We start from the raw sequence: 13,074 nt of genomic DNA, 5'->3' as shown, positions 1-13,074 counted from the left end.
CTTTTCCCTTGCCGAAGGGCCAAGCGATGAACCTGTTTCTTTTTGCCGCGCAGCTGCTGAACGGGCTGCTGGACGGATTTTACTATCTGCTGATCGCGCTGGGGCTGTCGCTGATCTTTTCGCTGGGCGGCATCGTGAACCTGGCGCATGGGGCATTCTATGCGCTGGGGGCGTATCTCGCGTTCCTGCTGACCCCGTATCTGGGGTTCTTTCCCGTGCTGGTCGTCGTGCCGCTGCTGGTCGCGGGGCTGGGCATGGTGACCGAGCGGCTGCTGTTCACCCGTTTCTACAAGGCCGACCCGCTGTATTCGCTGCTGCTGACCTTTGGGCTGGCCATGGTGATCGAGCAGGCGCTGCGCTGGTATTTCGGCGCCTCGCCACAGGCCTATTCCATGCCTTCGGTGCTGACCGGGCAGGTGTTCCTGGGTGATTTCGTCTATTCGCGCTATCGGCTGTTCCAGATCGCCGTGGCGATCGCGGTGGTGGCGGCGGTGTGGGTGCTGCTGAACCGCACCGCCTTTGGCCGCATCGTGCGCGCCGGCATCCAGAACCCCGACATCCTGGGCGCGATGGGGATTTCCCTGCGCCCCTATCTGTCGGCGGTGGCCGGCATCGGCATGGGGTTGGCGGGGCTGGCCGGGGTGCTGATGGCGCCGATCTATCCCGTGCATCCGGCAATGGGGGCCGAGATCCTGACCGCGGCCTTTGTCGTGGTGGTGATCGGGGGGCTTGGCTCGTTCTGGGGGGTGGTGGTCGCCGCACTGCTGGTCGGGCTGGTCAAGGGCTTCATGATCGCCATCGGCCAGTCGGCGATGTCCATGGCCGCCATCTATCTGCTGATGTTCGTCGTGCTGCTGCTGCGTCCGCGCGGGCTGATGGGCGAACGCATCCTGCGTTTCGAATGAGGGGCTACATGCGTATCCATCCCCTGCTGATCGCCGCCGCGGCGCTGGCCGCACTGCCCTTTGCGCTGCAATGGATCGGGCTGACCACGACCTCGGCCGTCGAGGTGGTGATCTTCGCCGTCGCCGCCATGGGGCTGAACCTGCTGTCGGGCTATACCGGGCTGGTCAGCTTCGGCCACGGCGCCTGGTTCGGCCTGGGCGCCTATGCCGCGGCACTGGCCGCGCGCGCCCTGCCCGGCCACGCCTTCTGGCTGCCGCTGGCCGCGGCGCTGGCCGTGTCGGCGGTGCTGGCGGCGGGGTTCGGCGTGCTGATGCTGCGCCGGCGCGGCGTCTATTTTTCGCTGATGACGCTGGCGCTGTCGGCGCTGGGGTTCACCATCGCCTTTCGCTGGACCTCGCTCACCGGTGGCGAGAACGGGCTGGGCGGGGTCGAACGCCCCGCCTGGGGCGGCTTCGACCTGAACAACAACATGAACTTCTATATCGTCACCGCGCTGATCGCGCTGGCGGTGGCCTTTGGGTTGTGGCGACTGGTCAACGCGCCGCTGGGCCGGGTGCTCGAGGCGATCCGCGAGAACCAGACCCGCGCCATGGCGCTGGGGTTCCCGGTGGTGCGCTACAAGCTGGCGGCCTTCGTCACCTCGGCCTCGGTCACCGCGCTGGCCGGCGCGCTGCTGATGTTCAAGAACCGCATGACCTCGGCCGAGCCGATGTCGGTGGCGTTCTCGGGCGAGCTGCTGGCGATGGCGGTGATCGGCGGGATGCGCGGGTTCCTGGGGCCGGCGCTGGGGGCGCTGTTCTACGTGTTCTTCCGCGAGTACCTGTCGATGTGGACGGAGAACTGGCTGTTCTGGTTCGGGCTGGTGTTCGTCGGCTTCGTGATGTTCGCGCCGCAGGGGCTGGTGGGCATCGGCCGGCAGGTGATGGCGCGGCTGCGCCCCGGGCCGACGCTGGCCGCGGCCATGGCCGACCGCCGCGCCACCGCCCTGCCCCTGCCCGCGATGCTGCGCCGCGACGGCGCGCCCGGGCCGGACGAGGTGCTGAAAGCCGACGAGATCGCCAAGAGCTTCGGCGGGCTCAAGGCCGTGGACGGGGTCAGCCTGACCGTGCGCGACCGCACCCTGCACGCGCTGATCGGGCCGAATGGCGCCGGCAAGACCACCGCCTTCAACCTGCTGACCGGGATGCTGCGCCCCGACGCCGGGCGGGTGACGCTGGAAGGCGCCGAGATCGCCGGGCAAAGCGCCGACGAGATCGCCCGGCAGGGCATCGGCCGCTCGTTCCAGATCACCAGCCTGTTCCCGGAACTGACCGTGTTCGAGAACGTCCGGCTGGCGGTGCAGTCCACCGACCCGCAGCGGATGAACGCCTGGCGCTCGGCCGCCGCGATCGAGCGGGTGAACGCGCAGGCGCGCGAGATCATCGAGTGGGTCGGGCTTGGCGGGATGGAAAGCGCCCGCGCGGGCTCGCTCTCCTACGGCGGGCAGCGGCTGCTGGACCTCGGGCTGGCGCTGGCCACCCCCCCGCGCATCCTGCTGGCGGACGAGCCGCTGGCCGGGCTGTCGGTCGCCGAACGCGAGCGCGTGGGCAACCTGATCAAGCAGGTGTCGCAGGACGTGCCGGTGCTGCTGGTCGAACACGACATCGACCGGGTGTTCAGCCTTGCCGACCACGTGACGGTGATGAACGAGGGCAAGGTTCTGCTGGACGGCGACGTGGCGGCGGCGCGCAGCTCGGGCAAGGTGCAGGAAATCTACATCGGCTCGGGCACCTCGGCGGTGGCGGCGACCGCCCACCACGGGCAGGCGGGCACGGAAACCCTGTGCCGGCTGGAGGGCGTGAACGTCCATTACGGCAAGAGCCACATCCTGCACGACGTCGGCTTCGACATCCGCAAGGGCGAGATCCTGGCGCTGCTGGGACGCAACGGCGCCGGGAAATCGACGCTGCTCAAGGCGATGATCGGGATCGCGCCGGTCAGCTCGGGCACCATCACGCTGGACGGGCAGCAGATCTCCGGGCTGCCGCCGGCGGCGGTGGCGCGGGCGGGGGTGGGCTATGTGCCGCAGGGCCGCGGGCTGTTCGCCGGCATGACCGTGCGCGACAACTTGGAACTGGGCCGCATCCGCCGCCGCACCGGCGCCGGCACCCACTGGTCGGACGAGGAGATCCTGGAGTATTTCCCCCGCCTCGCCGAACGGATGGAGACCGAGGCCGACCGCCTGTCGGGGGGCGAGCAGCAGATGGCGGACCTGCTGCGCGACATGCTGCAAGAGGCCGGCAACGACCCCCGGGCCGCCGCAAGCGTCACCACCTGCGACAGCATGGAACAGGCGCTGGACGGCGTGGCGCTGGTGCAGGAAAGCGGCCCCGAGGTGCTTGAGATCAAGCGCGAACTGTTCGGCCGTCTGGACGCGGCGGCGGCGCCGGGGGTGATCCTTGCGTCGTCGTCGTCGGCGCTGGTCGCCTCGCAATTCGCGGACGGGCTGGCGGGGGCGGGGCGCTGCATCGTCGGGCATCCGGTCAACCCGCCGCATGTGGTGCCGGTGGTCGAACTCTGTCCCTCGCCGCAGACGGAACCCTGGGTGCTGCCGCGGGCCGAGGCGATCTATCGCGCCGCCGGGCAGGTGCCGGCGGTGCTGAACCGGGAAATTCCCGGCTTTGTGCTCAACCGGCTGCAAGCGGTGCTGCTGGCCGAATCGCTGCGGCTGGTGGCCGAGGGCGTCTGTTCCGTGCAGGCGCTGGACGACACCATGCGCCACGGGCTGGGACGGCGCTGGACGCTGATGGGGCCGCTGGAAACCATCTCGTTGAACGCGCCCGAGGGGGTGCTTGACTACATGCGCCGCTATGGCCCGACCATGGCGCGGCTGGCCGACGACGGCGCCGGGGCACGGGCGTTTTCGGAACCCGCCGCCGCCGCTGCCGTCGCCGCCGCCTTTCCCGAAACCGACCCGCAGGCGATCCGCGACCGCACCGCCTGGCGCGACCGCGAACTGGCGGCGCTGGACCGCCATCTTCGTTCCCGCATCGTTTCCACGACCGACAAGGACTGACCCATCATGGCCAAAGCCCCCCGCAAGACGATCATCACCTGCGCCGTGACCGGCGCCATCCACACGCCGTCCATGTCGCCCCATCTGCCGGTGACCCCGTCCGAGATCGCCGAGGCCGCCATCGGCGCGGCCGAGGCCGGCGCCGCCATCGTCCATCTGCACGCCCGCAACCCGCAGGACGGCAGCCCCGACCAGTCCCCCGAGGCGTTCCTGCCCTTCCTTCAGGTCATCAAGCAGCGCTCGCCGGTGATCGTGAACCTGACCACCGGCGGCGCCCCCATCATGACCATCGAGGAACGGATGCGCCCCGCCGCGACCTATCGCCCCGAGGTCGCCTCGATGAACATGGGCACGATGAACTTTGGCCTGTTTCCCATGCTCGACCGCTTCGAGGGCAAGCTGAAGCATGAATGGGAAAAGACCTATCTGGGCAACCGCGACATCGTGTTTCGCAACACCTTCGGCGATCTGGAAAAGGTGATGACCGATCTGGGCGCCAACGGCACGCGGTTCGAGTTCGAATGCTATGACACCTCGCATCTGTATAACCTCAAGTATTTTTACGACCGCGGCATCGTGAAAGGGCCGCTGTTCATCCAGACCGTGTTCGGGCTGATGGGCGGGATCGGCGCGCACCCCGACGACGTGATGCACATGAAGCGCACGGCCGACCGGCTGTTCGGCGACGATTACCGCTGGTCGGTGCTGGGCGCGGGCCGCAACCAGCTGCCGATCGCGGCGATGTCGGCGGCGATGGGCGGCCATGTCCGCGTCGGGCTGGAAGATTCGCTGTGGGCCGGCCCCGGCAAGCTGGCCGAGACCAACGCCCAGCAGGTCCGGCTGGCGCGCCAGATCATCGAGGGGCTGGGGCTGGAAATCGCCTCGCCCGAAGAGGCGCGCGAGATCCTGGCCCTGAAAGGCACCGACGACCTGGGTTTCTGAACGCCGCGCCCGCGGCACGGCCGGACGGGGGCTGTCTGCCCCCGCGAGGCCTGCGGCCTCGTCCCCCGAGGATATTTTCGACCGCCCGAATCCTCGCGGTCCCGTTCTTGTCGTGGGGGGCGGGGGCAGACAGCCCCCGGTCCGGCGCTATCCGCAGGACACCGCCGCGCCGGACCGGGTTACAGCTTTATATCCATCACCGAATCCAGCGCCGCCGCATAGGCGTCGAAAACCCCGGCCTGCGCCAGAGACTGCCGGACATGCGCATTCAACCCGCCGGGCGTCTCGTGCCCCTCGACCAGCGCCCCGGATGTCACGCCGCGGCTTTCCAGCGCGGTTTCACCCAGCATCGCCAGCATCGAGCGCACATACAGCAAGGCCGCATCCGGGGCCACGCCGCGGGTTTCCAGCCAGCCCGCCAGCGCCTGCTGGACCATGAAGAATTGCGACATCATCCCCGATACGCTGCCCAGATCGCTGATCTCATCCTCGCTGCGCGCGACGATCAGATCGCCCAGATCCTGAAACAGCGCCTCGATTTCGGGCAGCGCGGGAAACAGGATCACCGGGCCCTGGCGGCGGGCGATACCGGGCAGCGGCGTCACCCGGCAGATGCGATGCGCGGGCGCGACCAGCGCGGCGATCCGCGCCACCGGTGTCGTTGCCACAAAGCTGACGACGGTCTGGTCCTCGCGGAATTCCAGCCCGTCCAGCGCGTGGTCCAGCTGATCGGGGCGGACCGCCAGGAACACGGTCTGGCAGCGCCGGACCACGTCCTTGTTCGACGCCTCGCGGATGACGTCGGGGAATTCGCCCGCCAGCCGGCGCGACACGGAATCGGACCGCGGCGACAGCCGGATCACCGGGTGCGAGGATCGCGCGCGGATGCCGCGCACCACCGCCTCGGTCAGCACGCCGCAGCCGATGAACCCGATGTCGCCGCCCGCCTGCGTGTCGCCCGTCATGTCAGCACGCCCTCAAGCGAGTTCGAGGCGCTGGCCTTGATCCGCACCTGCAACAGATCGCCCGGCGCCACATCGGGGGCCTGGACGAAAACCGAGTGCAGATAATCCGACTTGCCGACCATCTGCCCCGGCATCCGGCCGGGTTTTTCAAACAGCACCCCCAGCGTGCGCCCGACCATGGATTCCTGCGCGACCCGCTGCTGGCGGTCCAGCAGCGCCTGCAATTCCTGCAACCGCGCATCGGCGACCGCATCCGCCACCATCTCGCGCCCGAAGGCAGGCGTCCCCGGCCGCGGCGAATACTTGAAGCTGAAGGCGGTGCCGAAGCCGACCTGTTCCACCAGCCGCAGCGTGGCCGCATGGTCCTGATCGGTTTCGCCGGGGAAACCCACGATGAAATCGCTGGTCAGCATGATGTCGGGGCGGGCTGTGCGGATGCGGTCGATCAGCCGCAGATACTGGTCCGCCGTGTGCTTGCGGTTCATCGCCTTGAGGATGCGGTCCGACCCCGACTGCACCGGCAGATGCAGATAGGGCATCAGCTGCGGGATGTCGCGATGCGCCGTGATCAGATCATCGCCCATGTCGTTGGGGTGGCTGGTGGTGTAGCGGATCCGGTCCAGCCCCTCGATTTCGGCCAGCTGCCGGATCAGCGCGCCGAACCCCTCGGCCCCGTCGCCGTGCCAGCCGTTGACGTTCTGGCCCAGCAGGGTGATCTCGCGCACGCCGCGCGCCACAAGGTCGCGGGCCTCGGCCATGATGCGGGCGGTGGGGCGGCTGACCTCGGCCCCGCGGGTATAGGGGACCACGCAAAAGGCGCAGAACTTGTCGCAGCCCTCTTGCACGGTCAGAAAGGCCGCCGGCGCGCGGCGGGTGGCGCGGCGCTGCGGCAGGTGGTCGAACTTGTCCTCGGCCGGGAACTCGGTGTTCACCGCCGGGGCCTCGCCGCGCACCATGGCGGGCAGGTTGTGATAGGATTGCGGGCCGACGACCAGATCGACCTGCGGGGCGCGGCGGATGATCTCGGCCCCCTCGGCCTGCGCCACGCAGCCGGCAACGCCGATTTTCAGATCCGGGCGCCCGCCCTTGAGCGGCTTGAGCCGGCCAAGGTCGGAATACAGTTTCTCGGCGGCTTTTTCGCGAATATGGCAGGTGTTCAGCAGCACCATGTCGGCGTCGTCGGCACGGTCGGTCTGGACATAGCCCTCGGCCGCCATGGCCTCGGCCATGCGCTGGCTGTCATAGACGTTCATCTGGCAGCCATAGGTCTTGATGAACAGCTTTTTCGGCGTCTGGTCGGTCATGGCGCGCCCTGCCCTTTCGCTGGCCCCCGTGGAACCCGCCCCATATAGCGGCCCCCGCCTGCCATGGAAACCCGCGCCGCCTAGCGCAGGTCGCGGGCCAGAAAGCGGGCGGCGCGGGTCCAGCTGTCATCGGTGTCGCCGCGAAAGCTGAGGTCGCGCTGCGCGATCACGGTTTCCGCCTGCGTATCCACCAGCGTGGCAAACCCCTGCATGATCAGGGTGCTGGTCTTGAGCACGACGACGAACAGCGCGCGGTCCGCACCGCGGTCGCGGGCCAGCGCCACCAGGCATTGCGGGGTTTCGGGCGAGCAGGCGGCGGCGACGGTGGCGGCGTCGAGGCGGGTGATGGCTGCATCGTGCCCAGCCGCCATTTCCTCGGCCAGGGTCGCGCCGAAATCCTCAAGCCGCGCCAGATGCGCCGCGCCCTGATCCACGGCCTCGCCCGAGGTGTCCAGGAACTTGACCGGCAACAGCGCCACGACATCCGCCATCGCCGGCCCGGCGGCCACAGCCGCAAGGACAGCCCCGCAGATACGGGCACGGATGCGCGACAGGAACATCATCCGCCCAGCCTGACCGCGGCCCGCGCCCGGGTCCAGAACCGCCCCCGGCACCCACGACCAACGGATGATCCGCCCCTACCCGGCAGCCTGCCGGCACAATCGGCCATTCTGCCACGCCTTGCGTCGTTGAACCCTCACCACGGCGGCGCTAGCCTGATCCCAACCAAGGAGATTTCGCATCATGGACGAAAAAAGCTGGTCGGCCCGCGCCGAGACCGTGTCGATGTTCGGCTTTACCGACCTGCCCAGCATCGAGAGCCGCGGCACCATCGTGCTGACCCATGGCGAGGGGCCCTATGTCATCGACACTCAGGGGCGGCGCTGGCTGGATGCCAATTCGGGCCTGTGGAACATGGTCGCGGGCTTTGACCACAAGGGCCTGACCGAGGCCGCCAAGGCGCAATACGACCGCTTTCCCGGCTATCACGCGTTTTTCGGGCGCATGTCCGACCAGACGGTGATGCTGTCGGAAAAGCTGGTCGAGGTGTCTCCGTTCCCGCGCGGTAAGGTGTTCTATACCAACTCGGGGTCCGAGGCGAACGACACCATGGTCAAGATGCTGTGGTTCCTGCACCGGGCCGAAGGCAACCCGAACCGCCGCAAGATCCTGACCCGCTGGAACGCCTATCACGGCGTCACCGCAGTTTCCGCCAGCATGACCGGCAAGCCTTATAACGAGGTGTTCGGACTGCCTCTGCCCGGTTTCATCCACCTGACCTGCCCGCATTTCTGGCGCGAGGGCAAGCCCGGCGAATCGGAATCCGAATTCGTGGCGCGTCTGGCCGCCGAACTGGAAGAGGTGATTGCCCGCGAAGGCGCCGACACCATCGCCGGATTCTTTGCCGAACCGGTGCAGGGCGCGGGCGGCGTGATCCCCCCGGCGCAGGGGTATTTCCAGGCGCTGGTCCCGATCTTGCGCAAACACGGGATCCCGGTGATCTCGGACGAGGTGATCTGCGGGTTCGGCCGCACCGGGTCGACCTGGGGCTGCGAGACCTATGGGTTCACCCCCGATGCGATCATCTCGTCCAAGAACCTGACTGCCGGGTTCTTTCCGATGGGGGCAGTGATCCTTGGGCCGGAACTTTCCGACCGGCTGGACGCAGCCATCGCCCCGATCGAGGAATTCCCCCACGGTTTCACCGCTAGCGGCCACCCGGTCGGCTGCGCCATCGCGCTGAAAGCCATCGACGTGGTGATGAACGAAGGGCTGGCGCAGAACGTCATCGACAAGGCCCCGCGGATGGAGGCGGGGCTGCGCGACATCATGCAGCGCCACGAAAACATCGGCGAGCTGCGGGGCGTCGGCTTCATGTGGGCGCTTGAGGCCGTGAAGGACGCCGAGACCCGCCAGCCCTTTCCGCCGCATCTGTCGGTCAGCGAGCGCATCGCCAACACCTGCACCGATCTGGGGCTGATCTGCCGGCCGCTGGGGCAGTCGATCGTGCTGTGCCCGCCCTTTATCCTGACCGACGCGCAGATGGACGAGATGTTCCAGAAACTCGACCGGGCGCTGGAACAGGTGTTCGACGGGCTGCGGGCCGAGGGCGAGGCGTGATCCGGCGTTAAGCGTAAATTAATACGTCGGCGCTAGCCTGTCCGAGGGAACAACTCTTTCGGGCAGGCCATTGGACAGGATCGATTTCGCGCTGCTGATCGCGGGAATGCATCGCAGCGGCACCTCGTATCTCAGCGAATGCTGCGGCGCGCTGGGGCTGGCGCTGCCCCATGACACGGGCGGCCCCGCCCCCGACAACCCGCGCGGGCATTTCGAACCCCGCGCGGTGGTGGCGCTGAACGACGCGATCCTGGCGCAGCAGGGGGCTGTGTGGCTGCGCGCCGGGCGGCTGGATCTGCCGGCGACCGATTCGGCGCTGCTGGCGCAGATGGATGCGGCGGTCGGGGAAAGCTTCGGCGCGGCGCGGCGCATCGTCATCAAGGATCCGCGGCTGTCCCTGACCCTGCCGCTGTGGCGGGCGTGGGCAAAGGCGCGCGGGATTGACGTGGCCGCGCTGATCGCCCTGCGCGACCCGGCCGAGGTCGCGCAGTCGCTGGCGCGGCGCAACGGCACCGGGGCCGACATAGCGCTGCTGTCCTGGGTGCAGCACACGCTGTCAGCGCTGGAATACAGTCAGGGAATGGCACGAATGCTGGTGCCCTTTCCCGGCTGGACCCGCGATCCGGCCGCGATGCTGGCCCGGATCGCGGCGCTTTGCGGCAGCACGCCCGATGCCGGGGCGCAGCTGCGTGCCTTGGCGATGTTTCTGCCGGCGGCGGTGCATGGCGCGGGGGCGCCCTTGCCGGACACTCCGGCCATGCGGCTTGCAGGGAATGTGTATCACGCGCTTTCGGCGAGCGGGGGCGCTGTAGCGCCGGGGGCTGTCTGCCCCCGGACCCCCGAGGATATTTGCAGCAAGATGAAAGAGCATGAAGATGCCCTGGACGCGCTGGTGGCCGAGTTTCGCGCCCGCCACGACCTTGAGACCGCTGTTATCCGCGAGGCCGAGCTGGCCTGCGCCGCGGCGCTGCGTCAGCGTCAGGCGCACTCCGAGCGGTTGCAGCAGGCGCTTGCAGCGGGCGCCCGACAGCTGGCCGCGACCGAGGCCCAGCGGGACCGGGGAATCGCCTTGTTGAGCGCGCAGCTGACCGCGACGGAAACGCAGCGCGACGAGGCAATTGCCGGGTTGAGCGCGCAAGTCGCGGCAACCGAAGCGCAGCGGGACGAGGTTGTCGCCTCGCTGGGCGCGCGGCTGGCGACGATCGAGGCGCAGCGGGATCAGGCGGTCGCCTCGTTCGGCGCGCAGCTGGCGGCAACCGAGGCGCAGCGGGATGAGGCGGTCGCCTTGCTCGGCGCGCGGCTGGCGGCGACCGAGGCGCAGCGGGATCAGGCGGTCGCCTCGCTCGGTGCGCAGCTGGCCGCCACCGAGGCGCAGCGGGACGAGGCCGCGCTGGTGCTGGACGCGCGTTTGGCGCAGGCAGAGGCGCAGCATGAGCTTGCCACCGCGGCTCTGGCCGCGCAGCGCGATCAGGCGGTCGCCGAGCTTGCGGCGCTGCAACTTCTTGCCGCGGACGCCGCGGCCCGGCGCGACGAGCTGGCCGATGTGGCCGAGCAGCAGGCGCAGGTCATTGCCGCTCTTGAGGAACACGAGGACCGGCTGCGCACCCATCTTGAATCGACCGAGCGGGTGCTGGCCGAGACTGCCGACTGGCTGAACCGCGAGCAACTGGCGGTTCTGAGACCGATCTATCGCCGCGCCTGGCGCCTGGGCGGCCGGGCGCTGCGCCGCGCGCTGCCGGGCACCGCGGTCGAACGGCTGCGCCGGCGCCTGCCGGTGCCGGGCGGCATCCCCCGCGCGCTGGCCTTTGCCGGGCCGGCCTCGACCTCCTCCGCCGCGGGATATGCGGCGGTTGCGCCGGGCAGCGGCAAGCCCGACATCTTCGTCCTCTCGATCATCGCCTGGGATTTCCGCACCCAGCGCCCGCAGCACCTGGCCACCCGCATGGCCGCCGCTGGGCACCGGGTGTTCTATGTGGAAATGGAGCCCTCGGCCGGGCACGGCACCGCGCGCGAGGTTGCGCCGGGGGTCCATGTGGTGCGCCTGCCCGCACGGGGGATGCGGGGGGTTGCAGCCTATACCGGCGTGCCTTCGGGGGCGCAGGCGCGGGCGTGGGTCGATCATTTCCACGCGCTGGCCGATGCGGTGGGGGTCTCGCCCGTCAGCCATGTGGTCATCCAGCACCCCTATTGGTGGCATCTGGCCCGCCACCTGTCGCCGGAATTCCAGCTGACCTTCGACTGCATGGACGATATCGGCGGCTTTTCCAACACCGGGCCGCAGGTGATCGAGGCCGAGCGCGACATGGTCGCCCGCGTCGACAAGATGGTGGTCAGTTCGCAATACTTGGCCGACAAGTTCGCCCCGCTGCGCGAGGTAGCATTGGTGCGCAACGGCACCGATGTCAGCCATTTCATCCGCGAGCGCGATGAGCCGGCGCCGGACTGGCTGGACCCGCCGCGCGCCGGGACGATCCGGGTCGGCTATGTCGGCGCGATCGCCGAGTGGTTCGACAGCGACCTGCTGGAGCGTGTCGCCCGCGCCAACCCGGATTTCGACATCCACCTGTGCGGCGCCGTCACGGCAGAGCCGCCGCTGCGGCTGGGGGATCTGGGAAATGTGACGCTGCACGGGGAAATCCCCTATGCCGACGTGCCCGCGTTCCTGCAACAGATGGATGTGCTGATCATCCCCTTTCAGCTGCTGCCGATCATCAAGGCCTGCGACCCGGTCAAGTTCTACGAATATTCGGCGGTGGGGCGGCCGACGGTGTCCACCTCGCTGCCCGAGCTGGGGCGGGCGGGCGATCTGGTGTTACGCGCCGACAGCCCCGAGGCTTTCGCCGCCGCGATCCGCCGTGCCGCGCCGATGGCCCGCGATCCCGACTTCGGGGCGCGGCTGCGACGCTATGCGCTGGAAAACGCATGGGATTTCCGCGCCGCCGACATGCTGGCCCATATGCGCACCGAGCCGCGTTTGTCGGTGGTGGTGCTGCATTACGGGGATGACATCGACATGACGCTGGCCGCCCTGCACGCGATGCTGGGGCACGAGGTCCATCCCAATCTTGAGGTGGTGCTTGTCGACAACGGCTCGGCGCCCCCGGTGCTGGACGCGCTGCGCGCCCGCGCGGCCGGCGACCCGCGGATCGTGCTGGTGGAAAACGGTGAAAACCTGGGCTTTGCTGCGGGCAACAACCGCGGCATCCAGGCCGCGACCGGCGACCATGTCCTGCTGCTGAACAACGACACTTTTCTGGCCCCCGGCGCGCTGCTGGCGATGCAGCGCCACCTGCAACGCCACCCCGAAACCGGCATTGTCGGCCCGCTGACCAACAATATCGGCAACGAGGCGCGGGTCGAGATCGCCTATGCCGACATGGAGGAAATGGCGCTTGCCGCGCGCGCTCTGGCCACCGGGCAACGCGGGCAATGGACGCCCATGCAGGTCTGCGCGTATTTCTGCGCGATGTTCCGCCGCACGGATCTTGAGCGGCTGGGGCTTTTGCCCGAAATCTACGGCCGCGGCATGTTCGAGGACGACGACCATTGCGCGACCTTTCGCGCGGCGGGGCTGCAAATGGCGCTGGCAGAGGACGGCTTTTGCCACCACCATCTGTCCGCCAGCTTCAGCACCCTGCCCTCGGACGAAAAACAGGCGCTGTTCGACCGCAACCGCGCGATTTTCGAGGACCGTTGGGGCAAATGGAACGCGCATCGCTATCGCGACCGCCGCCCCGCCGGCAGCCTGCCCGCGCGATGATCCGGCTTAACCGGATCTTCA

8 protein-coding genes are annotated in these 13,074 nt (G+C 68.8%); 5 read left to right on the top strand and 3 right to left on the bottom strand.

Going from position 1 to position 13,074, the window contains the following annotated elements; genetic code table 11:
- Positions 1-26: 26 nt before the first annotated feature.
- Genes BLW83_RS07385 through kce form a run of 3 tightly spaced genes read left to right on the top strand, consistent with a single transcriptional unit; the run spans position 27 to position 4,903 of the window.
- Positions 27-905, top strand: coding sequence for a branched-chain amino acid ABC transporter permease (locus BLW83_RS07385; protein ID WP_090847085.1), 879 nt, complete (start codon positions 27-29; stop codon positions 903-905).
- Between the two features lie 8 nt (positions 906-913).
- Positions 914-3,961 carry an ATP-binding cassette domain-containing protein gene (locus tag BLW83_RS07380; RefSeq protein ID WP_218139088.1) on the top strand — a complete coding sequence of 1,016 codons (3,048 nt, stop codon included), beginning with the start codon at positions 914-916 and terminating at the stop codon, positions 3,959-3,961.
- Between the two features lie 6 nt (positions 3,962-3,967).
- Positions 3,968-4,903 (top strand): 3,5-dioxohexanoate:acetyl-CoA acetone transferase, encoded by a 936-nt coding sequence (gene kce, locus BLW83_RS07375; protein WP_090847081.1) that lies wholly within the window; start codon positions 3,968-3,970, stop codon positions 4,901-4,903.
- Between the two features lie 179 nt (positions 4,904-5,082).
- Here kce and BLW83_RS07370 read toward each other — a convergent pair whose 3' ends face one another.
- The 3 genes from BLW83_RS07370 to BLW83_RS07360 all read right to left on the bottom strand — a co-directional run bounded on the left by BLW83_RS07370 (position 5,083) and on the right by BLW83_RS07360 (position 7,735).
- On the bottom strand, positions 5,083-5,868 hold the full coding sequence (locus tag BLW83_RS07370) for an NAD(P)-binding domain-containing protein (protein WP_090847079.1): 786 nt from the start codon (positions 5,866-5,868) through the stop codon (positions 5,083-5,085).
- Positions 5,865-7,172 (bottom strand): tRNA (N6-isopentenyl adenosine(37)-C2)-methylthiotransferase MiaB, encoded by a 1,308-nt coding sequence (miaB, locus tag BLW83_RS07365; RefSeq protein ID WP_090847077.1) that lies wholly within the window; start codon positions 7,170-7,172, stop codon positions 5,865-5,867. Before miaB ends, BLW83_RS07370 begins: the two co-directional genes overlap by 4 nt.
- 80 nt (positions 7,173-7,252) lie before the next feature.
- Positions 7,253-7,735 (bottom strand): DUF2380 domain-containing protein, encoded by a 483-nt coding sequence (locus BLW83_RS07360; protein WP_090847075.1) that lies wholly within the window; start codon positions 7,733-7,735, stop codon positions 7,253-7,255.
- 181 nt (positions 7,736-7,916) lie between these two features.
- Between BLW83_RS07360 and BLW83_RS07355 the strand changes: the two genes are divergently transcribed.
- Positions 7,917-9,293: an aminotransferase gene (locus BLW83_RS07355; protein WP_090847073.1), complete on the top strand. Its 1,377-nt coding sequence runs from the start codon at positions 7,917-7,919 to the stop codon at positions 9,291-9,293.
- Positions 9,294-9,363: 70 nt separating this feature from the next.
- Positions 9,364-13,053, top strand: coding sequence for a glycosyltransferase (locus BLW83_RS07350; RefSeq protein WP_090847071.1), 3,690 nt, complete (start codon positions 9,364-9,366; stop codon positions 13,051-13,053).
- Positions 13,054-13,074: the final 21 nt, after the last annotated feature.

The organism is Paracoccus alkenifer, from assembly GCF_900108405.1.
Taxonomy (GTDB): domain Bacteria; phylum Pseudomonadota; class Alphaproteobacteria; order Rhodobacterales; family Rhodobacteraceae; genus Paracoccus; species Paracoccus alkenifer.
This window is presented reverse-complemented; position numbering and strand designations above follow the sequence as displayed.